We start from the raw sequence: 23,183 nt of genomic DNA, 5'->3' as shown, positions 1-23,183 counted from the left end.
CCGGAGTCCCCATGAAGCAAATCGAAGCGGCCGTCGCCGGCCATGTCTGCGCCGTCGACGTGCAAGTTGGCGCTACCATTGCGGCCGGCGATGCCGTGATGACCATCGAGTCGATGAAGATGGAAATCCCGCTCGAGTCCGAGCTGGCCGGCGTCGTCAAGGCCATCCTGGTGCAACCCGGCGATGCGGTCGCCGAGGGCCAGGTCGTGATCGAACTCGAGTAAGGAAGTGGTTTTGGAAAGCAGCACGCAAATCGTCCCGCAGGTCGTCCCGCAAATCGTTCCGGTCGCGCCGGGCACGGCCGAAAAGCCTTACTTCGGCATCGACGTCCCGCTGATGCGGCATCTGGGCCTGCAGCCCGTCCATATCGAGGACGGGCTGTGCCGGACGCGGCTACCGGCGCATCCGGCCCTGGTCAACAGCCGTGGCGACGTGCATGGCGGCACGCTGATGGCGGTGCTGGACTTCACGCTCAGCGGCGCCGCGCGCTCGCACGCGCCGCTGGAGACCGGCGTGATCACGATCGACATGTCGACCCACTTCCTGGCCGCCGCGCGCGGCGAGCTGACCTTCGAAGCGCGCTGCATGCGGCGCGGCGCGCGGATCGCGTTCTGCGACGGCGAGGTCAAGGACGCGGCCGGCAACGTGGTCTGCGTGGCGCGGGCGGCGTTCAAGCTGGTGCCGCTGGCGGCCGGGGGGAACTGACGGGGCGATCAGCCGCGTCGGCTGTCGGGGCGCCCCTTGCCCTCTTCCGCAAGCGGGGGAGGGGAAAGGGCCAGGGGAGAGTGCAATCCAGCGCCCGGCAACACTCTCATCACCCCAATACCCGCGGCGCGAAGCCGTGGTTCAGCGGGCCGTTGCCGGCGCCGAGCCGCAGGTCCGCGCCGGCCGCGATGGCCTGGGCGACGAAATCCAGCGCGGTGCCCACCGCCTGCTCCAGCGCATCGCCGCGCGCCAGTTGCGAGGCGATCGCGGCGGCCAGCGTGCAGCCGGTGCCGTGCAGATTGCGGGTATCGATGCGCGGATGGCTGAATACCCGCACGCTGCCGTCGGCGCCCATCAGCAGGTCGTCCAGGCTGCCCTGCTCGCCCCCTTGCTCGCCGGTTTCCGCCAGGTGCCCGCCCTTGAGCAGCACCGCCTGGCAGCCCAGTTCGATCAATTCCTGCGCGGCGCGCTCCATGTCGGCGCGGCGCGTGACCGGCCGGCCCAGCAGGTAGGAGGCCTCGGGCAGGTTGGGCGTGACCAGCAGCGCGCGCGGGAACAGCAGCCGCACCATCGCCTGCGCGGTGGCATCGTCCGACAGCGTCGCGCCGGAGGTGGCGACCATCACCGGATCGACCACCAGCTTGCGCAGGCCGTGGCGATCGACCGCGGCGGCCACCGCCTCGACGATCGCCGCCGTGCCCAGCATGCCGGTCTTGGCGGCGTCGATGCCGATATCGGTGGCCACCGCGTCGATCTGCGCCGCCACCATCTCCGCCGGAATCGCGTGCACGCCGGTCACGCCGAGCGTGTTCTGTGCCGTGATCGCGGTGATCGCGCTCATGCCGTAGCAGCCGAGCGCGGCGAAGGTCTTCAGGTCGGCCTGGATGCCGGCGCCGCCGCCGGAGTCGGAGCCGGCGATGGTCAGGGTACGCGGGGGAAAGGCGGTCATAGCGAGTCGAAAGGCGAGGTCCGGGAGGGCCGGCGGCGGGTTGCCGAGCGGGTCCGGACCGGCCGAAAAGAATTCGGAGAGCGGCACACCGTCGCCGCGCAGGGCAGGTACAATACCGCCACTCCGAGGAGCGTTGCAACGGACGGCGCGCGGGCCCAACCCCCGCATTCTGCCATCCGCCAGGCTCGGAATGTCTTCAACGGCGCTCGCTGAACCGTGGTTCGCACGGTGGCGAGTCGACCTATCCGCACGCTGCGCCCAGCCCCTGGGCCCGCAGCCGTTCCGGACCCGTCCCCTCTTTCGTCACCGGCGTCCCACTCTTCGACGGAGTGAAACATGAACGCTGTGACCGATCTGAAGAACGATTTCCTGGTGGCCGACATCGGCCTGGCCGGCTGGGGCCGCAAGGAAATTGCCATTGCCGAAACCGAAATGCCCGGCCTGATGGCGATCCGCGAGGAATTCGCCGCCAGCCAGCCGCTCAAGGGCGCCCGCATCGCCGGCTCCCTGCACATGACGATCCAGACCGCCGTGCTGATCGAGACGCTGAAGGCGCTCGGCGCCGACGTGCGCTGGGCCTCGTGCAACATCTACTCGACCCAGGACCACGCCGCCGCCGCGATCGCCGCCTCGGGCACGCCGGTGTTCGCCTTCAAGGGCGAATCGCTGAAGGAATACTGGGACTTCACCCACCGCATCTTCGACTGGGCCGACGGCGGCACGCCGAACATGATCCTGGACGACGGGGGCGATGCCACGCTGTTGCTGCACCTGGGCGCGCGCGCCGAGCGCGATCCGTCGGTGATCGCCAAGCCGGGCAGCGAGGAAGAGACCTACCTGTTCGCCGCGATCAAGGAAAAGCTCGCGCAGGATCCGGGCTGGTACAGCCGTAACCTGGAAGCGATCCGCGGCGTCACCGAGGAAACCACCACCGGCGTGCACCGCCTGTACCAGATGGCCCAGAAGGGCGAGCTGCGCTTCCCGGCGATCAACGTCAACGACTCGGTCACCAAGAGCAAGTTCGACAACCTGTACGGCTGCCGCGAATCGCTGGTGGACGGCATCAAGCGCGCCACCGACGTGATGATCGCGGGCAAGGTCGCGGTGGTGTGCGGCTACGGCGACGTGGGCAAGGGCAGCGCCCAGGCGCTGCGCGCGCTGTCGGCGCAGGTGTGGGTCACCGAGGTCGACCCGATCTGCGCGCTGCAGGCCGCGATGGAAGGCTACCGCGTGGTGACGATGGAATACGCGGCCGACAAGGCCGACATCTTCGTGACCTGCACCGGCAACTACCATGTGATCACCCACGACCACATGGTCAAGATGAAGGACCAGGCGATCGTCTGCAATATCGGCCACTTCGACAACGAGATCGACATCGCCTCGCTGGAGAAGTACCAGTGGGACGAGATCAAGCCGCAGGTCGACCACGTGATCTTCCCCGCAGTTGGCGACAAACCCAGCAAGAAGCTGATCATCCTGGCCAAGGGCCGTCTGGTGAATCTGGGTTGCGCGACCGGCCACCCGTCGTACGTGATGAGCAGCTCGTTCGCCAACCAGACGCTGGCGCAGATCGAGCTGTGGCAGGAGCGCGATAGCGGCAAGTACCCGGTCGGCGTCTACACGCTGCCCAAGCACCTGGACGAGAAGGTCGCGCGCCTGCAGCTCAAGAAGCTGAACGCGCAGCTGACCGAGCTGACCGACCAGCAGGCCGCGTATATCGGCGTGCCGAAGGAAGGCCCGTACAAGGCGGATCACTACCGTTATTGATTCCGGGCCGGATTGCCCGCGGTGATGCTCCGCTCTCCCGCTTGGGGGGAGCGGGAGCACGCCAGCGGCACCCGGCGCGCGTTTGGCTTTGCCCTTCTTACCGACAAGGAGTTGCCATGAGATTGCTGGCGGTATGGATCATCAACGCCCTGACGCTGTTCGCGATCAGCGCGGTGGTCGACGGCATCGAAGTGCGGGGCTTCGGCTCGGCGATGATCGCGGCGGCGGTGCTGGCCATCATCAATACGCTGATCCGGCCGATCCTGGTGCTGTTGACGCTGCCGGTCACGCTGCTGACGCTGGGCCTGTTCATCTTCGTGATCAACGCGCTGCTGTTCCTGTTCGTCGGCAATCTGCTGTCGGGCTTCACCGTGTCGGGCTTCTGGACCGCGCTGCTCGGTTCGCTGCTGTACAGCGTGATCTCGACCCTGCTGGCCGGCCTGCTGCTGCGCGACCGCGAAGTGGCCTGACGCCGGGCGCTCCCCTTCCCCGCGCCGCCTCGACGGCGGCACCACCATCATGCAAGACCGCTACTACAGCTTCGAGTTTTTCCCGCCCAAGACGCCCGAGGGCCGGGAAAAGCTGCGCAATACCCGCGCGCAGCTGGCCCCGCTGGGGCCCAAATACATCTCGGTGACCTTCGGCGCCGGCGGCACCACGCAGCAGGGCACGCTCGACGCCGTGCTGGAGATCCAGCGCGACGGCATCGACGCCGCGCCGCACCTGTCCTGCGTCGGCTCGACGCGCGAGGGCATCCGCGAGATCCTGCGCACCTACCGCGACAACGGCATCCGCCATATCGTCGCGCTGCGCGGCGACATGCCCTCAGGCATGGGCGAGATCGGCGAATTCCGCTACGCCAACGAGCTGGTCGAGTTCATCCGCGCGGAGACCGGCGACTGGTTCCAGATCGAGGTGGCCGCCTATCCGGAGTACCACCCGCAGGCGCGCTCGCCACGGCACGATCTCGAGAACTTCGTGCGCAAGGTAAAGGCCGGCGCCGATTCGGCGATCACGCAGTACTTCTTCAACGCCGACGCGTACTTCCGCTTCGTCGACGACGTGCGCGCGATGGGCGTGGACGTGCCGATCGTGCCCGGCATCATGCCGATCACCAACTACTCGCAACTGATGCGCTTCTCCGAGATGTGTGGCGCCGAGGTGCCGCGCTGGGTCGCCAAGCGGCTGGAGAGCTTCGGCGACGACCGCGAGGCGATCCGCGCCTTCGGACTGGACGTGGTCACCGCGCTGTGCGAGCGGCTGCTGGCCGGCGGCGTACCGGGGCTGCATTTCTACACGCTGAACGCGGCGGGCGCGACCAAGGCGATCTGGCAGCGGCTGAAGCTGTAAGGCGCGGCGCCGCGACGGCGGTCATGCGGTGTGCAAGGTGTGAGGTGCGAGGTGTGAGGGGCGAAGCGCCGATGGCATACTGTGCCGCATGGTTACCGCCACGTTCCGCTTCTACGAGGAGCTGAACGATTTCCTTCCCCCGGCGATGCGTGGACGGGACTGGTCCTGTCCCTGCGCCCGCGCGGCCACGGTCAAGCACATGATCGAGGCGCTCGGGGTGCCGCACACTGAGGTCGAGCTGATCCTGGTCAATGGCGAGTCGTGCGGCTTCGACCGCGTGCTGGCCGACGGCGACCGGGTCTCGGTCTACCCGACCTTCGAGGCGCTCGACGTCACGCCGCTGCTGCGGGTACGGCCCGCACCGCTGCGGGTCACCCGCTTCGTCGCCGACGCCCATCTGGGCGGGCTGGCCGCGCTGCTGCGGCTGACCGGCTACGACACCCTCTACGACAACCACTTCGACGACCGCGAGATCGAGGCCATCGCCGCACGCGAGGGCCGCATCGTGCTGACGCGCGACCGCGAGCTGCTCAAGCGCGGCAGCATCACGCATGGCTGCTATGTGCGCGCGCTCAAGCCCCAGGCGCAGCTGCGCGAGATCTTCACGAGGCTGGACCTGCGCCGGCAGGCGCGTCCGTTCTCGCTGTGCCTGAGCTGCAATGTGCCGCTGCGCGCCGCGTCGAGCGAAGAGGTGGCCGGCCGCGTGCCGCCCGCGGTGCTGGAGCGGCACGAGCGCTTTTCCACCTGCGAGGCCTGCCGCCGGGTGTTCTGGGAAGGCTCGCACTGGCGCCGGATGCGGGCGCTGGTCGATTCGCTGATGCTGCCGGAGGGCACGGCGTCCGCGCCCGCGGATGGCTGACGAGGCCGAACGGCCATGCTGTCGTTGCCGCGAAAGCGGGCATCCAGCGTCTTCAAACGCCACTGGCTCACCGCATTCGCGGGGACGACGCGAAGGTAGGCAGGCAGGGACCCTAGAAGCGCCCGGCCTCCGTCACCATCCAGTCCATCGGGATGTCATGCGCGGCCGGCGCCAGCGCGATCCGGCAGTCTTCGTAGCCGATGCCGATCGCCACCGGCCTGGCCGGCAGCGCGGCCAGCGTGCGGTCGTAGAAGCCGCCGCCGTAGCCCAGGCGGAACTTCTCCGCGCTGAAACCGACACAGGGAATCAGCAGCGCGTCGGGCGTCACCGCCGGCGTGCCGTCGGGCACCGGGATGCCGTAGCGGCCTTCGCGCATCGGCGTGTCGGGCGTCCAGCGATGGAAATCCAGCGGCACGCCCGGGCGGCTGACCGCCGGCAGCGCGGCGTCGCGCCCCGGGGCACCCGCCAGCCAGCGCGCCACCATTGCGCGCGCGTCGAATTCCTGCTGGATCGGCCAGTAGAACCCCAGGCAACGCACCGGCAGCCAGTCGAGCAGCGCGGCCAGCTCGGCCTCGATGCGCGCGTCCAGCTTCTGCCGCTGCGGCAGGCTGGCGCGACGATGCAGCAGCGCGGCGCGCAGCGTGCGGCGCTCGGCGGCGGGATCGGACGCAGGATCGCCGGACGGCGACGACGGTGGCGGGGGGCGTGGTCGAGGGATCGAGCGGACCGGTCGGTGCGTTGGCCATGAGCGGGAGAAATACGGGCCGAAGCGGGGGTTAGTCCAGCGTCGGCCGGTGAGAAGTGCGTGTGATAATGTCCGCGGACTATTGGATTTAAAGCGGTTCGGCAGCCACATGGAGGGCCGGCCTGGCCGCCACAACAAGGAAAGACAGGATGCGCAAGGGAGTATATCGGCAGCGTGCGGGACAGTTCGCATTGACCGCGATCGCCACCGCATTGAGCTGGACGCTGCTGGCAACGCCGGCCGCCGCGCAGAAGCGCACGGTATCGTCGAACGGGCAGGGCGCCGCGTCGACCATGATCCCGAGCAATCCGGACGACGCCTTCCGGGCGCTGCGCGAGGCCGCCCGCAAGAACGACGTGGCGCGCGCCTATGCGATCTCGGCCACGCTGGTCGACTACCCGGTGCCGTCGTACGTCGAATACTTCCGCATCAAGCCGCAGCTGTTCGACGCCAGCGGTCTGGCCCGCATCGACGCGCCGGACGACGAGGTGCGCGCCTTCCTGCAGCGCTACCAGGGCGAGGCGATCGCCGACCGCATGCGCAACGACTGGCTGCTGGTGCTCGGCAAGCGGCGCGACTGGGCCAACTTCGACGCGCAGTATCCGCAGTTCGTGCTGAAGGACGATACCCAGGTCGAGTGCTATGCGCTGCTGTCGCGCGCGCTCAAGGGGCAGAACGTCGCCGCCGAGGCGCGCGCGCTGCTGACCGAGCCGAAGAACTATGGCGAGGGCTGCGTCGACCTGATCGGCTATCTGTACCAGAGCCGCCAGATCACCCGCTCGGACGTCGCCTTCCAGGCCCGCACGGCGCTGGAGCAGAACTACACCACGCTGGCCGGGCGCATCGCCGCCACCGTGCCGGACGGCGCCGTCGATGGCGACACGCTGGCCACGGTGGTCAAGATGGCGCGCAACGATCCGGCGCAGGCCGCCGCCTACCTGACCGCCAGCTCCGGCAGCCTGTCGCGCGACGAGCAGGGCGCCGGCTGGGGCGTGGTCGGCCAGTTCGCCGCCAAGAAGCTGCTGCCCGACGCGGCCGGCTACTTCCGCCGCCAGGTCGAGCTCGGCGGCAACCAGTGGCTGTCGACCGAGACGCAGGAATGGCGCGTGCGCGCGGCGCTGCGCCAGGGCGACTGGAAGCTGGTGCGCCTGGCGATCGAATCGATGCGCCCTGAATTGCGCACCAAGGATCCGGCCTGGACCTACTGGCTGGGCCGGTCGCTGGCCGAAGCGGGCCGCAACGACGAGGCCCGCCAGCAGTACCAGGCCATCGCCACCGGCTTCCACTTCTACGGCCAACTGGCCAGCGAGGAACTGGGCCAGCGCATCACGCTGCCGGCGCGTACCCAGGTCAGCGATGCCGAAGCCATGGCGATGCGCACGCGCCCCGGCTTCCAGCGCGCCAAGGCGTTCTACGACATGGACCTGCGCTTCGAGGGCAACCGCGAGTGGAACTGGGAGCTGCGCGGCATGAGCGACCGCGAGCTGCTGGCCGCGGCCGAGTACGCGCGCCGCATCTCGCTGCTGGACCGCACCGTCAACACCGCCGACCGCACGCAGGCGCAGCACGACTTCTCGCTGCGCTTCCTGATGCCGTTCCGCGACATCATGCAGCGCGCCACCGACCAGGCCGGCCTCGACATGGCCTGGGCCTACGGCATCATCCGGCAGGAGTCGCGCTTCATCATGAATGCGCGCTCGTCGGCCGGTGCGCACGGCCTGATGCAGGTGATGCCGGCCACTGCGAAATACGTGGCCCGCAAGATCGGCATGACGGAATTCACGCCGTCGATGATGAGCGATCCGAACGTCAACATCCTGCTTGGCACCAGCTACATGAGCATGGTGCTGACCGACCTGGACAGCTCGCAGACGCTGGCCTCGGCGGCCTACAACGCTGGCCCGGGCCGTCCCAAGAGCTGGCGCACCAGCCTGTCGCGGCCGGTGGAGGGCGCGATCTTCGCCGAGACCATTCCGTTCACGGAGACGCGAACCTACGTCAAGAATGTGCTCTCCAACGCCACGTACTATGCTGCATTGATGCACGGACATCCGCAGTCGCTGAAGGCCCGGCTGGGCACCGTGGTGCCGTCGCAGGTGACGACCACCAGCCTGCCCTGATGGCGCGCTGATGGTGCCTTGACGGTGCCTTGACGGTGCCCTGAAGGCGCGCTCGCGCGATGTCCGCCGCCGCGTTCGGGCCGGGTCGAATGCAGGTCTAAAGCAGGCCGAACGCAGCTCGACCGCGGTCGAACGCAGGTCGAAAGCAGGTCGAACGCTGGGTCGAAACCCGCCGCGGCAGCCGTGCCGCGGCCACCGTGCCACGGAGGACATCATGCTGACGAGCAATGTACTGGTGATCGGCGGTTCCGGCTTTATCGGCAGTCATCTGGTCGCGCGCCTGTCGGGCGTGGCCAACCACAGCAACGCGCCGCTCGAACACGCGACGGTGGTGATCCCGCCGATGGACCCCGAGCGCATCGTGGTGGCGACCCGCAACGAGGACAATGCGCGCGATCTGCTGGCCCTGCCGCGGGTCGAGATCGTGGTGCTCGATGTCACCGACGAGGCGGCGCTCGACAGCGCGATCGGTTCGCTGGGCATCGAGGGCATCGTCGTCAATCTGGTCGGCGTGCTGCACGGCGGCCGCGGCGACCCTTATGGGCCCGGGTTTGCCGCGGCCCATGTCGAGTTGCCCCGCCGGCTGATCGACTCGATGCGGCGCACCGGCGTTCGCCGGCTGCTGCATATGAGCGCGCTCGGCGCCGACAGCGCCGGCCCGTCGATGTACCTGCGCAGCAAGGGCGACGGCGAGCGCGCGGTGCGCGAGAGCGGGCTCGACTGGACGGTCTTCCGCCCCTCGGTGGTGTTCGGCCCCGACGACCATTTCCTCAACCTGTTCGCCAGCATGCAGCGGCTCGCGCCCGTGGTGCCGCTGGCCTGCGCGCAGGCGCGCTTCCAGCCGGTCTACGTGCAGGACGTCGCGCAGGCGATGGTCAATGCGATGGCGACCCCGGCCACCATCGGCCGCTGCTACGAACTCGGCGGGCCGCAGGTGTACACGCTGGAGGAACTGGTGCGCTTCGCCGGCGAGGCGTCCGGCCATCCGCGGCCGGTGCTGGCGCTGCCCGACGCGCTGGCGCGGCTGCAGGCGGCCGTGCTCGAACATATGCCGGGCGGCCCGGTGATGTCGCGCGACAACCTCGATTCGATGCGGCTGGACAATGTGCTGACCGGCCCCATGGCGCCGGAACTGGGCGTGCAGCCGACCAGCCTGGAGGCGGTGATGACCGAGGCGCTGTCGGGCGGCAGGGAGACCCGGCTGGAGGCGCTGCGCTCGAGCGTGCATCGGCGGTGAGGAAGGAGGCAGCCGATGCGCTGCCTATGTGACCCAGATTGACACCGCTTGCGAGCCCAATTCGTTTGGCCCGGTCCGGAGCCGCTGGCTACAATGTTCGGCCTGAAGCGCAGAGTGGCGCGCCGTGCCGTCATCCCGGCATGCCATCCACCGTGCGCGCCTCGCTCTCTCCCTCTCGAAGGACTCGCAAATGAAGCTCGTCATCGGCAACAAGAACTATTCCTCCTGGTCGTTGCGTCCCTGGCTGCTGATGTCGCATGCCGGCATTCCGTTCGAGGAAGTGCCGGTGCGCCTGTTCACGCCGAGCTTCGCCGAGGAGATCGGACGCTATGCGCCGGCCAACAAGGTGCCCGCGCTGATCGACGGCGATATCGTGGTCTGGGACTCGCTGGCGGTGGTCGAATACCTGGCCGAGCGCTTCCCCGACAAGCAGCTGTGGCCGCAGGACGCGGCCGCGCGCGCGTTCGCGCGTTCGATCTGCGCCGAGATGCATGCCGGCTTCGGCAACCTGCGCAGCCAGATGCCGATGAACCTGAGCGCGATGCTGCCCGGCATGGGCTGGAACGTCGCGGTGCAGCGCGATATCGACCGCATCGTGCAGCTGTGGCAGCAGGCGCGCGACCGCTTCGGCAAGGGCGGCCCCTACCTGTTCGGCGCGTTCTCGATCGCCGATGCCTACTATGCGCCGGTGGTGTGCCGCTTCGCGACCTACGGCGTCCATCTGCCGGAACCGGCCAAGGCCTACGCGGACCTGGTGCTGGAACTGCCGGCGCTGCAGCGCTGGATCGCCGCCGCGCGTGAAGAGCGGGATTTCCTCGCGCCGGACGAGCCGTATCGCGCCGCGCCGGATCGCGACGATGCCGTCGTGGTCCATCACTGAAGGACCGGACCGAGGAAGGCGCTTCATGCAGATCTACGCCGTCGGCGGCGCCATCCGCGACCAGTTGCTGGGCACGCCCAGCCAGGACCGCGACTACGTGGTCGTCGGCGCGACCCCGGCGCAGATGGAGGCGGCCGGCTTCAAGCCGGTCGGCAAGGACTTCCCGGTCTTCCTGCATCCGCGCACGCGCGAGGAGTACGCGCTGGCGCGCACCGAACGCAAGACCGCGGCCGGCTACAAGGGCTTCGCCTTCTATTGCTCGCCCGACGTCACGCTGGAGGACGACCTGATCCGGCGCGACCTGACCATCAACGCGATGGCGCAGGCGGTCGACGAGCACGGTGAACTGGTCGGGCCGGTGATCGATCCGCATGGCGGCCAGCGCGACCTCGCCGCCCGGGTGTTCCGCCACGTGTCGCCGGCCTTCGCCGAGGACCCGGTGCGCATCCTGCGGCTGGCGCGCTTCGCGGCGCGCCTGCCCGAGTTCACCGTCGCGCCCGAGACACTGGCGCTGATGCGGTCGATGGTGGACAGCGGTGAGGTCGACGCGCTGGTCGCCGAGCGGGTCTGGCAGGAGCTGGCCCGCGGGCTGATGGAGGCGCGTCCGTCGCGGATGTTCGAGGTGCTGCGCGAGTGCGGCGCGCTGGCGCGGCTGATGCCCGAGCTGGATCGGCTGTGGGGCGTGCCGCAGCGCGCCGAGTATCACCCCGAGGTCGATACCGGCGTCCACGTGATGATGGTCGTCGATACCGCCGCCGCGATGCAGGCCCCGCTGACGGTGCGCTTCGCCGCGCTGGTCCATGACCTGGGCAAGGGCACCACGCCCGCCGACGTGCTGCCGCGCCATATCGGCCACGAGCAGCGCAGCGTGGCGCTGCTCGAAGCGGTCTGCAAGCGGCTGCGCGTGCCGACCGATTGCCGCGACCTCGCCGTGCTGGTCGCGCGCGAGCACGGCAATATCCATCGTTCCAGTGAATTCGGCGCCGCGGCGGTGACGCGGCTGCTCGAGCGCTGCGACGCGCTGCGCAAGCCCGAGCGCTTCGCCGAGGCCCTGCAGGCCTGCGAGGCCGATGCGCGCGGCCGGCTCGGCTTCGAGGGGGCGCGACTATCCGCAGCCGGCGCGCCTGCTGGCCGCCCGCGAGGCCGCCGCCGGCGTCGATGCCGGCGCCATCGCGCGCGAATGCGCGGGGCAGGTCGAGCTGATCCGCGAGCGCGTGCACCAGGCACGCGTTGCCGCGGTGGCCGCCGTGCTGGGACAGGCCGGCGCCTAGCGCGACCCACCGAAAGCCAGAGCAGCCCTGCAAGCGGGGCCGTGGCAGCAAGCCACCGCCGCAAATCGAAAGAGACGGTCCGGCGAGGCCAACACAATGGCGCCTCGCTCGAATGCGGGGTCCCTTGGCCCGCCGTCTGGCATTCGAGCCGATCGCCGCCGACGCCTGCCCCCCGAACGCATCGTCCCATCGTCACGGTGGATGCCCATCGAGCACGGCAGCCACGCGCCGGCGTTGTCCTCTCCAAGGTCATACGCCATGCCAGATCCCATCGCTCCGTATTTCCCCACCTCTCCGATGCCGGCGGCATCGAATGAAGCCCGCGCCCGGGCAACCGCCGATGCCGAGCCGGATGCCGATGCCGCTGCCGATGCCAGCGCCCATGCCGGCGCCGATGCCAATGCCGGTGTCGATGCCGGCGCCGATGCCCCTCCCGATGCGCAGGCCAACACCGGCTGGCATCGCCTCCCCGCGGAACTGGTCGCCCATGTCGGCAGCTTCCTGCCATGGCAGGCGCTCGATGCCCTGCGCCTGACCCACAAGCGGACGCACCAGGCGCTGGCATCGTCCACCGTCACGGCCCGCATCGGCTGGCGCATCGCCTGCGTGTCGAGCCTGTCGATGCTCAGGTACACCGTGCGAGCGCTGCGCGACCCGCTGCTGTCGGATGCCAACCGGGCGAACGCGCTGTGCGCGCTGGCGGAACGCCTGCCGAGGCTGGATGGCGACGTGGTCGCGGCGGCGCGCGATGTGCTGCTCGAACGGATCGCACGGCTGCCTGCCCCGCTGCGGGCGCAGCCCCCTGATCGCTGTCATGCAGGGCCTGGCTCGCTGCCAGGAAGCGGTTTGCCATCCACGCGGCGCCCTGCCGCTGTTGCTGGCGGTGGAGCAGCTGCCGCCCGCGCAGCGCGCCGAGCCGCTGATCGCGTGCCTGCGCATCGCCTCGCTGACGCAGCACGCGATGCCGGATGTCGACGAGTGGATCGATGAGGCGCTGCAGCTGCCGATGCCCGATCGCGGCGCCGTGCTGGCGCAGATCCTGCGGCGTTTTCCGTTCATCCGCGCAACGCGCAGCGACGAGCGCGTGCAGCAGTTCTTGCAGGCCGGTGCGCGACTGCTGACGCCCGACGGCGAGCCCTCATGGCGCGAGCAGGCTGCCCTGCTGGCGGGACTCGCGGATACGCTGGACGTTCAGTGGGAAGCCGGTTATGTCCGGGACGAGCCGGCGGCGCATGGCCTGTGGCGCGATCTGCTGGACGCCGCCCGGTCATTGCCCTCCGGTCCCGCGCTCGACGTGATGGTCGCCCTTGCCGGACCGGGGGGCGCAGCGGCACAGCGACAGCGCCGCGCAGCGCTGGCCCATGCTGTGGGGCGCGGGCCAGCGTTTCGCCGCCGATCCTGCGCAGTGGGCGCGTTGGCTCGCCGCACTGGCCGCCCATCACGAATGGATGGAGCCGCAGGATGCGTGGGACCGCCTGTTCGACGCGGCACGGACGCTGCCGGCCGGCGCACAGGGTCCCGTGCTCGCCATGCTGGCGCGCGGCGTCGCGGTGCCGGCCGATGCGGCCGAACGCGAGGCTCGCTGGCATGCCCTTTACGAGGGAATCGTCGCGCTGCCGGCGGGGTCGCGGACCGAGCCGCTGGCGGAGCTGGCCGATGCCTTGCTGACCGACGAGGCCGACAGAAGGGACCCTCGCTGGCAGCGCCTGTTCGAGGCGCTGCGTCCGCTGCCGGCGGCATCGCAGGTCAAGGTACTGCTCGCCTGCATCGAAATCGGCAACGTGGAACGGTTCTGGGTGCCATGCCACCGAATCGTCATGACGCGCTTGCCGATCGGAGAGCGGGCCGGGGCGCTGACCCAACTCGCCGACTGGATTGTCCAACTCGCACCGCATGCGCAGCGCGTGCAGGCGTGGTGGGACATCGCCCAATCGCTGCCGGCCTTGCCGCCGGCGCAGCGGCACGCGCCGTGGCAGATGCTGTTGCGGCGAGTCAACCGCGTGTTCGAGTTCGACCGGGAAGAGCACCGGCGCGCGTGGGACATGCTCGCCGAATTGCTGGCCGGACAGCCACCCGTTGCCCGGCAGCAATGCCTGCTCGGTGCGACCTGGAATGCCGACGCCGGACGATGCGAATGGGTCCTGATGCAGGCACGCGAGCTGCCCGCCGCGCTGCAGGCCGAGGTGCTGGCCCGGCTGGCGCGTTGCGCCGCCGCGCGCGGCGCCATGGCATGGCATGACGGCGAACGCGTGACGGCATGGGTGGAACTGGTGCGCGCGGTACGGGAATTGCCGACGCACTATCGCGGCGCGCCGCTGCCATCGCTGGCGCGCTTGCTTGGCGAACTGCCCCACGGCCTCCGTATGGCCGCCCGCTCGCACTTCGTCGCGCTGCTGCGCGGCGTGGCGCCCGACGACATACCGGCCGGATTCCAGCCGATCGATCCCTTTGCGGAATCCGCGATGGTACGCCGTGTATTGAAGCGGTGGCGGTACCCGGTGGCGATGCGAGCCATCGCGCCGAAGCGCGAGCGGATCGACGAGACCTGGCCCTGAGCCATTTCACGGAGGCACCATGCCGCGGCAAATCGATGCTGGCTTCATGACGCACCAGGCGTTCGCGCCGACCGCGCCTCCTCCCGGGCAGGCCGGGCCGACGCGCGCCACCTGGCACGAACTGACGACCGATCTGTTGCGGCACGTCGCCGGCTATCTGGACCATCGCCGCCTTGGCGGCATGGCACAGGCCGACCGGCGCACGCGTGCGGCACTCGCTTCCATGATCCAGTCGGCAAGGATCGACTGGTGCATCGGCCGCGTGTCCAATCTGTCGACCTTGCAGGCCGCGCTGCGGGAGATCGATGACGGCGCCATTGCGCCGAACGTCCGCGCCGGCCATATGGCCGCACTGGCCGAACGCCTGGCGTCGATGCATCCGTTCGTGGGGGGCCAGGGCGTGCGGTCCGATGATCGAGGCGGTCGCGACGCTGCCGGCGGGCCTGCGCCAGCGGCCGCTGTGCGCGTTGCTGTCGTGCTGCGGCAGGCTGGCGCACCTGGCCACGCGCCAACGCATCGTCGACCACGTGGAGATGACGCGGCACCTGCGCTCGCTGCAAGGATCGCTGTTGCGGCTGGCGCTCGGACTCCCGCCGCCGCAGCAGCCTGCGGCGCTGCTGGCCCTTTGCACCGAGTTTCCCCGCTTGACGCAGGAGGCGGCCGCCGCGTTGCCGGCATGCCTGCTGCACGCCATGACGGTGCCGGGCCTGCAGCATGCGTCGTTGATGGCGCCGCTGATGACGGCGATGTGTTGGGCGGTACGTTCGCTCGGCAGGGCCCCGGTCGAGCTGCTTGCGACCGTGCAATCGGCCTACCCGGCACTGGCGCAGCAGGAAGGCGCGGCCGCCATGGCACAGCGCACTGCCGTGCTGTGCGCGCTGGCGGACGCGGCGGGCCCGGCGTGGCTGCATGCCGGCGACATCGACTTGTCGGACCAGCTGCGGCAGTGGGTATGGGAGGCGCTGCGGGATCTGCCCGGCGAGAGCCGGCTTCGGGTGCTGAGCCGGGTCGCCGCGTGGAGCCATGCCGGCGCGTCGCGCGAGCAAGTGCTGGAAGTCAGCAACCGCCTGTGGACCGAAGGGCAGAAGGCATGTACCGACGCGGCGACGCGCGCCCATTGGCTCGCGATCGTCTGCAAGGCGGCGCCCGGCGTCTGTGTGGCGCCGCGTCTGTGGGGCGACCTATGGGCAGAGGCGGGCAGGCTGGCACCGCCAGGCTGCGCGGTCCTGATCGCGTCGCAGGCTTCCTCGCTCGGCCTGCTGCCCCATGAGGCCAGGCGCGAGGCCTGGTCCGCGCTGTTTCGGCATGCCGTCGACGTGCTGCCGGTCGGCCATCGCGCGGGGCCGCTGCAGGCGCTTGCCGCCGCGCTGGCGGAATTGAGCGGACCCTTTCCCGATTCGCGCTGGGACGCGATGATCGACGCCGCCGCGGATTTGCCGCCGGCAGGGCGGGCACCGGTCCTGTACGAGTTCTGCGCCGCCTTTCCGCACCAGGGCGAGCGCCACTGGGATGACTATCTGGACCTGTTGGCGCAGCTGCCGCCCGATGCGCTGAACGGCGAGCTGCAACGGGCCTGCGATCAGCTGCGTCGGCTCACGCCGGCGATGGCGGCGCGCGCGGTGCCGCGTCTCGCCGCATTGCTGCAACGCCTTCCCGCCGACCACCGCGAGCAACCCTGGCTGGCGCTTTGGCGGCTCGCCGGGGTGATCCTCGGCCCGGCCGACCGGACAGCGGCATGGGAGGCCTTGCTGCGCGCAATGGCCCCGCAGCCGCCGGCGCTCGAGCAGCGGTGGCTGGTGGCGGCCGCGGCGATCGACCACGCGGATGCCTGCTTGCTGTTGCTCGAGCGCGCCGCCAGCCTGCCGGCGGCCCGGCGCGCCAGCGTGCTGTCGGAACTGGCGCGTGGCTCCGTGGCGGGGCGTCCGCGAGAGACATGGGTGCCAACATGGCAGGCGCTGGTGGAGGCGGTGCGGAGCTTGCCGCCGGCGTACCGCGGATCGCCGCTGCATGCGCTCAGGGAGTTGCAGATCGCGTTGTCGGAAGCGGATGACGGACCGTGGCGCGAGGCACCGGTGTTGGCTGCGCTGTATCAGGGGGTGCCGCCGATGGACCTGCCGCCGGTACCCGGCGCACCGTCATAGCAGCCGGCCGACCAGCAGCGCGATCAGCGACAGCAGCACGGTCGATGCGAACGGCAGCACCCACTCGCGGCCGAACAGGCGGAAACGCACGTCGCCCGGCAGGCGGCCCAGTCCGATCTTTTGCAGCCACGGCAGCGCGGACGACAGGATGATCACGGAAAGGAAGATGGTCAGTGTCCAGCGCAGCATGAGGGCGTTCCGTGGCTACAGGGTGTGGCTGCGGTCGCCCGCGGCAAAGCCGATCGGCACGCTGTCGGCCAGGCCGCGCGTCAACGCGATGGCCTTGAACAGCTCGCCCATTTCGGCTTCGGACAGCAGCTTCTGCACCGCGTTGGCGGCCGGCAGGAAGCTGCGCGCATCGTTCGGGTCCAGCGTCATCAGCAGCTCGGTGATGCCGGCATTCATCAGCAGGCGCGCCTGCGAAGCAAAGCCCGCGACCTCCAGCCCGGCGTCCACCGCCGCCTGCGCGACGCTGCTGAAATTGACGTGGGCGGTGATGTCCTGCAGCCCCGGATAGAGGAACGGATCGGGGTGGGCGTGATGGCGGTAATGGCACATCAGCGTGCCGCCGGTGCGCTGCGGATGGTAGTACTCGCTGGCCGGGAAGCCGTAGTCGATCAGCAGCGCCGCGCCGCGCGACAGCATCGCGCCGAGCGAGCGGACGAAGCCCTCGGCCTCGGCATGGGTCTCGGTGACGATGTCGTGGTCGCCGGGAATCGCCGCGACGGCGGCGGGCACGTCGGCCGCGTCCAGCGGCCGGTCGGCGAAGCGGAAGCGCGCATCGTTGGCATGCTCGCCGTCATCGGCGCGCGCGACCCCGCGCTCATGCCAGACGCCGCCAAGGCGCGCGTAGAGCCGCACCGGCATCGCGTCGAGTACCTCGTTGCCGATCGCCACGCCCTCGAAGCGCGCGGGCAGGGCGTCGAGCCACTGCACCCGGGCGGCCAGATGCGGGGCGCGCGCGGCCAGCGTGGCCTGCTGGCGGGCGCGCAGCTCGCCGGACAGTTCGACGATCCAGTAGCGCGAGGGCAGCCGGCCCTCGTTTTCGAGTGCCAGCAGCAGGTCCGCCGCCAGCCGGCCCGTGCCGGCGCCGAATTCCATCACCTCGTCCAGGCCCAGCTCGAGCCATTGCGCCAGCTGGCGGGCCAGCGTGCGGGCGAAGAACGGCGTTAGTTCGGGGGCGGTGATGAAGTCGCTGCCGTCGCGCACATCGCGGCCGAACTTGGCCGCGCCGCCGCTGTAGTACCCGAGCCCGGGCGTGTAGAGCGCCATCGCCATGTAGCGGTCGAAGCCGAGCCAGCCTTGCGCGGCGTCGATGGCCTCGCCGATGCGCGCGGCCAATGCCGTGGAGGCATCGAGCGCGTCCGCGGAGGGAAGGGGTAAAACTACCGGTTTTCTGCATCCCGCGATTGTAGCAATGCCAGATTTCACTTCTTCCGACGCCGCGCCCGCTTCGTCGACGGCTGCGTCGACAGCCGCGTCCACGGCTTCGTCGACGCAGGCGGCAGCGCCCGGCCACGGCCGCGGCATTGCGCTGGTGACGGGCGGCGCCCGCCGCATCGGCCGCGCCATCGCGCTGGAACTGGCGGCGCGCGGCTGGGATATCGCGGTGCACTGCCATCGCTCGCGCGACGAGGCCGAGGAAGTCGCCGGCCAGATCCGCGCGCTCGGCCGCCGCGCCGCGGTGCTGCAGGCGGACCTGGCCGACGAGGCCGCGACCGGCGGGCTGATCGCGGCCTGCACCGCTGCCATCGGCACGCCGACCTGCCTGGTCAACAACGCCTCGCTGTTCCAGTACGACGTCGCCACCAGCTTCTCCTACGGCTCGCTCGACACGCACATGCGCACCAATGTCGCCGCGCCGCTGCTGCTGTCGCGCGAATTGCACCGGGCGCTACCGGACGACGCGCGAGGCGTGGTGATCAACCTGCTGGACCAGAAGCTCGACAACCTGAACCCGGACTTCCTCTCGTACACGCTGTCCAAGGCCGCGCTGCAGACGGCGACGATGCAGCTGGCCCAGGCGCTGGCGCCGCGCCTGCGCGTGGTCGGCGTGGCGCCGGGTATCACGCTGGTGTCGGGCGACCAGTCCGGCGGCGGCTTCAAGCGCGCGCACCGGATGACGCCGCTGGGCCAGTCGTCGACGCCCGACGATATCGCGCAGGCCGTGGCCTATCTCGCCGAGGCGCGCGCGGTCACCGGCACCACGCTGTATGTGGACGGCGGCCAGCACCTGATGCCGCTGGCGCGCGACGTGATGTTCCTGACCGAATGACTTCCCTGGAGCCGGCGCCGCCTGTACCATCGGCGGCCTTTGCCGGTTCCGGCTCCCTTCTCTCCGCCTCTCTCCCTTTCTCCCCCCACGCCGCCATGTCCGCCGCTCTTTCCCATCCCAGCCTGCAAGACTGCCGCCGCATGTTCCTGCGCAACTACGAAGTGCAGATCAACATCGGCGTGCACGAGTTCGAGAAGAAGGGCGAACAGCGCGTGCTGATCAATATCGACCTGTACGTGCCGCTGGCGGAAAGCACGCCGCACGACGACAAGCTGCACGAGGTCGTCGACTACGACTTCATGCGCAATACGGTCGCCGAACGCATGGCGCTGGGCCACGTCCATCTGCAGGAAACGCTGTGCGACGACGTCGCCCGCGCGATGCTGCGCCACCCCAAGGTGCGCGCGGTGCGGGTGTCGACCGAGAAGCCGGACGTGTATCCGGATTGCGATTCGGTCGGCGTCGAGGTGTTCCATATCAAGAGCTAGGCCAGCCACGGCCGCGCCGCGCGCCTTCGTGACGCGGCCGGCACTTGATGCAGCCGCTGGGGCGCTCCGCTAAAATACCCGGTTCGACTGCGCCAGAACGGCGCCCCGCCCGTTGCCTTCCCCTCCCGCCATGACCGAAACCACCCACTCCAAGAACTTCTACCGCCTCGAGACCTATCTGCAATCGCAGACGGGACGCGCGATCGGCGACTTCAAGATGATCGAGGACGGCGACACGGTGCTGGTCTGCCTGTCGGGCGGCAAGGACTCGTACACGATGCTGTCGGTGCTGATGGCGCTGCAGAAGCGGGCGCCGATCGACTTCAAGCTGATCGCGATGAATCTCGATCAGAAGCAGCCGGGCTTCCCCGAGGACGTGCTGCCGCGCTACCTCGACAACATCGGCGTGCAGTACGTGATCGTCGAGGCCGACACCTATTCGATCGTCAAGGAGAAGGTGCCGGAGGGCAAGACCACCTGCTCGCTGTGTTCGCGGCTGCGCCGGGGCGTGATCTACCGGACCGCGAAGGAACTCGGCGCCAACAAGATCGCGCTGGGCCACCATCGCGACGACATCGTCCAGACCTTCTTCCTGAACATGTTCTTCGGCGGCAAGATGAAGGCGATGCCGCCGAAGCTGGCCACCGACGACGGCCAGCACATCGTGATCCGCCCGCTGGCCTATTGCTCGGAGAAGGACATCGCCGCCTATGCGCGCGCGATGGAATTCCCGATCATCCCCCTGCAACCTGTGCGGTTCGCAGGAGAACCTGCAGCGCAAGAAGGTCAAGGAGATGCTGCTGGAGTGGGAGCGGCAGAATCCGGGCCGCATCGACAACATCTTCTCGGCGCTGAAGAACGTGGTGCCGTCGCACCTGGCCGATACCGAGCTGTTCGACTTCAACGGCCTGGCGACCGGGCTGGCCAAGGTCGACGAGGCCTCGCTGTTCGGCGACTCGACCTTCTCGCAGCAGCCGCTGGTGTTCGCCGGCGGCAGCGCCGAGAACCGGATGGAATTCGTCCGCTTCGAGAAGCCGGCGGGGCGGAACGCGCAGCCCGAGGGCGTGGCGGCCAAGGCCACGGCGGCGGCCGCGTCGGCGGGGGAATAAGGCTTCGGCGCCCCGGCGCCGGGTCGTTCAGGCTTCGGCGCTTCGGCCCCGGTTCGTTCAGCTCCGCCTTCGGCGCTCCTGCGGGCTCCCTTTCAGCCCGCCTTCCGCCCGCCTCCCGCGCTCCTTCGGCTTTCCTTCCTCGCCGCCTCAGTTCGCCGCGCGCGACGGCACCGTGGCCGGCTGCCGCGGCGCCTCACGCATCAGCGACTGCGTATCCTCGATCCACTTCTGGAAGCGCTCGACCGCGTGGCGCTTCTGCTCCGGCGTGGTCATGTTGGCGATCTGCGCCGCCACCGTCAGTCCGGCCTCGGTATTGGCCTCGTAGCTGACGCGGCGCTCGCGCGTCGGCGGCGCCTGCCACTGATCGCCGAAGCGCTGCAGCAGCGCGATCACGCGGGCCTTGGGCGGGTGTTCCGCCTGGACCTGCCGGACCAGCGCCAGCCAGGCCTGCTGGCGCTTCACCCGTTCGCCGAAGCGCGACTCGGCGTTGTCGACCACCGGGCGCAGCGCCGCGCGGATCGCGTCCTGCTGCTCGCGCGAGAAGCGTCCGTAGATCAGCGTGGCCCACTCCATCACCTTGTCGTAACGGGCGTCGAGGCGGTCCTCGGCGCTGCCGCGCAGGAATTTCTTGCGGTACTTCTCGTTGCCGTCGGCGAACTTGCGCTCCATCCGCTTGATCTGGTCCGGCGTCAGTGTCAACAGCAGATCGGCGACATCCGGAATCGCATGGTCGAAGGCGACGCGGGCCATCCGCTGCGTGTCGTCGCGCACGCGTTCGAGCTGCGCCTCGGTGACCGGCCCTTGCACCTCGCTCTTGGCGCGTTGCAGCAAGGCCGCGATCTCGGGCAGCTGCTCGCGCCGGTGCCAGGCGAAGAAGCGCGCGATCGCGTCCCGGGTCTGGGGCTCCTGGTCGTCGGAGACGTCGACATAGTTGTCGATCCACCAGTAGGCCAGGTGGTCGCCCTGCTGGTAGCCGAGCTTCATTGCATTGCAGGCGGTCAGCAACACCAGCATCCCCGCCGCGATCAGTTCGCGCCACCGCACATTGTGAATTTGCGCAACAGCCGTCAAGCGGCGGATACCCCCCATGCTAGAATCGCCGGACGCGCCGACGGCAACTGTCCGCCGCCCGCCAGGCAAGGACTGGCAACGGTTTGCGGGCGATGGCGGGGTGCCGGCTACGGCTTCCGCATGGGTCTGTCCAGGGCGGGATGAGGCCGATGAACGGCCCACCGTCCGCCAGTTGCGCCAACGCCCGGCTGTCACGTCGGGGCTGGGCGCGCGTCTTTCCGATCCGGATGTCAATTCGGGCGCACTCACTTAGGAACCTCCTCGTGAACATCGTCATTCTCGCCGCCGGCATGGGCAAACGGATGCATTCCGATTTGCCGAAGGTGCTGCATCCGCTGGCCGGCCGGCCGCTGCTTGCTCATGTGATCGATACCGCGCGTACGCTGTCGCCGACGCGGCTGGTGGTGGTCGTGGGCCATGGCGCCGAGCGGGTACAGGCCGCGGTCGCCGCGCCCGATGTCGCCTTCGCGTTGCAGGCGCAGCAACTGGGCACCGGTCACGCGGTGATGCAGGCGCTGCCGCTGCTCGATCCGGCCCAGCCGACGCTGGTGCTGTACGGCGACGTACCGCTGACCCGGGCCGACACGCTGGCCCGCCTGGTGGAAGCCGCCGGGCAGGACCGCTTCGGCATCCTGACCGTCGAGATGGCCGATCCGACCGGCTACGGCCGCATCGTGCGCGACGCCGCCGGCAGCATCGCCCGCATCGTCGAGCAGAAGGATGCCAGCGAAGCCGAGCGCGCGATCCGCGAGATCAATACCGGCATCGTGGTGTGCCCGACCGCGAAGCTGACCGAGTGGCTGTCCACGCTGCGCAACGATAACGCGCAAGGTGAGTACTACCTTACAGATACCGTCGAGCGCGCCGTCGCCGATGGCGTCGAGGTCGTGTCCGCCCAGCCGGGCGCGCTGTGGGAGACGCTGGGCGTCAACAGCAAGGTGCAACTGGCCGAACTCGAGCGCCTGCACCAGCGCAACCAGGCGATGCGCCTGCTGGAAGCCGGCGTGACCGTGCTCGACCCGGCCCGGATCGATATCCGGGGCGAACTGACATGTGGCCGAGACGTCACGATCGACGTGGGGTGCGTGTTCGAAGGACGGGTTCACCTGGAAGACGGCGTGCAGATCGGTCCTCACTGTGTGATTCGGGATAGCCGCATCGGTTCCGGGGCACGCGTGCTGGCCTTCTGCCATCTGGAGCAGGCGCAGGTCGGCGCGGACGGCCGGATCGGGCCCTATGCCCGCCTGCGTCCCGGCACCGAACTGGGCGAGGACGTCCATATCGGCAACTTCGTCGAGGTCAAGAACAGCCAGATCGCCGCGCACAGCAAGGCCAACCATCTGGCCTACGTCGGTGATGCCACGGTGGGCTCGCGCGTCAACATCGGCGCCGGCACCATCACCTGCAACTACGACGGCGTCAACAAGCATCGCACGGTGATCGAGGACGACGTCTTCATCGGCTCGGACTCGCAACTCGTCGCGCCGGTCACGGTGCGCCGCGGCGCCACGCTGGGCGCCGGCACCACGCTGACCAAGGAAGCGCCGGCCGACCAGCTGACGCTGTCGCGCGCCAAGCAGATGACCATCCCCAGCTGGCAGCGGCCGGTCAAGCAGCCCAAGCAGGGCACGAAGTAAGATAGGCGCACCGCGCTGGCC

Annotated in this window: 20 protein-coding genes, 2 pseudogenes and 1 riboswitch; of the genes and pseudogenes, 17 read left to right on the top strand and 5 right to left on the bottom strand. The window is 69.6% G+C overall.

What is annotated here, in order from left to right; genetic code table 11:
- The first annotated feature begins 11 nt into the window (after positions 1-11).
- Entirely contained in the window at positions 12-224 is a 213-nt protein-coding gene (locus tag OJJOAM_RS07965; protein WP_422649438.1) for an acetyl-CoA carboxylase biotin carboxyl carrier protein subunit, read from the top strand.
- Positions 225-252: 28 nt separating this feature from the next.
- Positions 253-705, top strand: a complete 453-nt coding sequence (locus tag OJJOAM_RS07960) for a PaaI family thioesterase (RefSeq protein ID WP_422649532.1) — start codon at positions 253-255, stop codon at positions 703-705.
- Positions 706-814: 109 nt separating this feature from the next.
- Here OJJOAM_RS07960 and thiD read toward each other — a convergent pair whose 3' ends face one another.
- Positions 815-1,654, bottom strand: a complete 840-nt coding sequence (gene thiD, locus OJJOAM_RS07955) for a bifunctional hydroxymethylpyrimidine kinase/phosphomethylpyrimidine kinase (protein WP_422649437.1) — start codon at positions 1,652-1,654, stop codon at positions 815-817.
- 119 nt (positions 1,655-1,773) lie between these two features.
- Positions 1,774-1,869: riboswitch (S-adenosyl-L-homocysteine riboswitch) on the top strand.
- A gap of 121 nt (positions 1,870-1,990) precedes the next feature.
- Between thiD and ahcY the strand changes: the two genes are divergently transcribed.
- The 4 genes from ahcY to OJJOAM_RS07935 all read left to right on the top strand — a co-directional run bounded on the left by ahcY (position 1,991) and on the right by OJJOAM_RS07935 (position 5,633).
- Positions 1,991-3,424, top strand: coding sequence for an adenosylhomocysteinase (ahcY, locus tag OJJOAM_RS07950; RefSeq protein WP_422649436.1), 1,434 nt, complete (start codon positions 1,991-1,993; stop codon positions 3,422-3,424).
- Between the two features lie 116 nt (positions 3,425-3,540).
- Positions 3,541-3,894: a phage holin family protein gene (locus OJJOAM_RS07945; protein WP_150082763.1), complete on the top strand. Its 354-nt coding sequence runs from the start codon at positions 3,541-3,543 to the stop codon at positions 3,892-3,894.
- Positions 3,895-3,943: 49 nt separating this feature from the next.
- The gene (gene metF / locus OJJOAM_RS07940) at positions 3,944-4,774 is read left to right on the top strand and encodes a methylenetetrahydrofolate reductase [NAD(P)H] (RefSeq protein ID WP_149317227.1); all 831 of its coding nucleotides are present in this window, start codon (positions 3,944-3,946) and stop codon (positions 4,772-4,774) included.
- Between the two features lie 88 nt (positions 4,775-4,862).
- Positions 4,863-5,633 carry a Mut7-C RNAse domain-containing protein gene (locus tag OJJOAM_RS07935; RefSeq protein ID WP_422649435.1) on the top strand — a complete coding sequence of 257 codons (771 nt, stop codon included), beginning with the start codon at positions 4,863-4,865 and terminating at the stop codon, positions 5,631-5,633.
- Positions 5,634-5,745: 112 nt separating this feature from the next.
- Here OJJOAM_RS07935 and OJJOAM_RS07930 read toward each other — a convergent pair whose 3' ends face one another.
- Positions 5,746-6,273 (bottom strand): 5-formyltetrahydrofolate cyclo-ligase, encoded by a 528-nt coding sequence (locus OJJOAM_RS07930; RefSeq protein ID WP_422649531.1) that lies wholly within the window; start codon positions 6,271-6,273, stop codon positions 5,746-5,748.
- Positions 6,274-6,527: 254 nt separating this feature from the next.
- Between OJJOAM_RS07930 and OJJOAM_RS07925 the strand changes: the two genes are divergently transcribed.
- The 7 genes and pseudogenes from OJJOAM_RS07925 to OJJOAM_RS07895 all read left to right on the top strand — a co-directional run bounded on the left by OJJOAM_RS07925 (position 6,528) and on the right by OJJOAM_RS07895 (position 16,582).
- On the top strand, positions 6,528-8,498 hold the full coding sequence (locus tag OJJOAM_RS07925; protein WP_422649434.1) for a transglycosylase SLT domain-containing protein: 1,971 nt from the start codon (positions 6,528-6,530) through the stop codon (positions 8,496-8,498).
- 214 nt (positions 8,499-8,712) lie between these two features.
- Positions 8,713-9,735, top strand: coding sequence for a complex I NDUFA9 subunit family protein (locus OJJOAM_RS07920; protein ID WP_422649433.1), 1,023 nt, complete (start codon positions 8,713-8,715; stop codon positions 9,733-9,735).
- A 190-nt stretch (positions 9,736-9,925) separates the two neighbouring features.
- Positions 9,926-10,615: a glutathione S-transferase family protein gene (locus OJJOAM_RS07915; protein ID WP_422649432.1), complete on the top strand. Its 690-nt coding sequence runs from the start codon at positions 9,926-9,928 to the stop codon at positions 10,613-10,615.
- A 25-nt stretch (positions 10,616-10,640) separates the two neighbouring features.
- A pseudogene (locus tag OJJOAM_RS07910) lies at positions 10,641-11,886 on the top strand (multifunctional CCA addition/repair protein).
- Between the two features lie 258 nt (positions 11,887-12,144).
- Positions 12,145-12,876 carry a hypothetical protein gene (locus OJJOAM_RS07905; protein WP_422649431.1) on the top strand — a complete coding sequence of 244 codons (732 nt, stop codon included), beginning with the start codon at positions 12,145-12,147 and terminating at the stop codon, positions 12,874-12,876.
- A gap of 371 nt (positions 12,877-13,247) precedes the next feature.
- Entirely contained in the window at positions 13,248-14,441 is a 1,194-nt protein-coding gene (locus OJJOAM_RS07900; protein ID WP_422649430.1) for a hypothetical protein, read from the top strand.
- Positions 14,442-15,010: 569 nt separating this feature from the next.
- Complete coding sequence (locus OJJOAM_RS07895) at positions 15,011-16,582, top strand: hypothetical protein (RefSeq protein ID WP_422649429.1); 1,572 nt, start codon at positions 15,011-15,013, stop codon at positions 16,580-16,582.
- Here the strand turns inward: OJJOAM_RS07895 and OJJOAM_RS07890 are convergent.
- On the bottom strand, positions 16,577-16,771 hold the full coding sequence (locus OJJOAM_RS07890) for a DUF2905 domain-containing protein (RefSeq protein ID WP_053820940.1): 195 nt from the start codon (positions 16,769-16,771) through the stop codon (positions 16,577-16,579). The two genes, OJJOAM_RS07895 and OJJOAM_RS07890, sit on opposite strands and share 6 nt — an antisense overlap.
- 15 nt (positions 16,772-16,786) lie before the next feature.
- Positions 16,787-17,923, bottom strand: a complete 1,137-nt coding sequence (locus tag OJJOAM_RS07885) for a class I SAM-dependent methyltransferase (RefSeq protein ID WP_422649428.1) — start codon at positions 17,921-17,923, stop codon at positions 16,787-16,789.
- Positions 17,924-17,999: 76 nt separating this feature from the next.
- On the opposite strand from OJJOAM_RS07885, the gene OJJOAM_RS07880 reads away from it, so the two are divergent.
- From OJJOAM_RS07880 to ttcA, 3 genes and pseudogenes are all read left to right on the top strand, one after another.
- A complete protein-coding gene (locus OJJOAM_RS07880) occupies positions 18,000-18,857 on the top strand; it encodes an SDR family oxidoreductase (protein WP_422649427.1) in 858 nt (285 codons plus the stop codon).
- 95 nt (positions 18,858-18,952) lie between these two features.
- Complete coding sequence (locus OJJOAM_RS07875; RefSeq protein ID WP_006575896.1) at positions 18,953-19,345, top strand: dihydroneopterin aldolase; 393 nt, start codon at positions 18,953-18,955, stop codon at positions 19,343-19,345.
- A gap of 130 nt (positions 19,346-19,475) precedes the next feature.
- Positions 19,476-20,454, top strand: a pseudogene (gene ttcA, locus OJJOAM_RS07870) (tRNA 2-thiocytidine(32) synthetase TtcA).
- Positions 20,455-20,601: 147 nt separating this feature from the next.
- On the opposite strand, the gene OJJOAM_RS07865 reads toward ttcA, so the two are convergent.
- Positions 20,602-21,498, bottom strand: coding sequence for a DUF6279 family lipoprotein (locus tag OJJOAM_RS07865; protein ID WP_422649426.1), 897 nt, complete (start codon positions 21,496-21,498; stop codon positions 20,602-20,604).
- Between the two features lie 290 nt (positions 21,499-21,788).
- Between OJJOAM_RS07865 and glmU the strand changes: the two genes are divergently transcribed.
- Entirely contained in the window at positions 21,789-23,162 is a 1,374-nt protein-coding gene (glmU, locus tag OJJOAM_RS07860; protein WP_422649425.1) for a bifunctional UDP-N-acetylglucosamine diphosphorylase/glucosamine-1-phosphate N-acetyltransferase GlmU, read from the top strand.
- Positions 23,163-23,183: the final 21 nt, after the last annotated feature.

Source organism: Cupriavidus sp. H18C1 (assembly GCF_049311595.1).
Classification (GTDB): domain Bacteria; phylum Pseudomonadota; class Gammaproteobacteria; order Burkholderiales; family Burkholderiaceae; genus Cupriavidus; species Cupriavidus cauae.
Note: the sequence above shows the minus strand (reverse complement) of the source record. Positions and strands in the feature narration are given on the sequence as shown.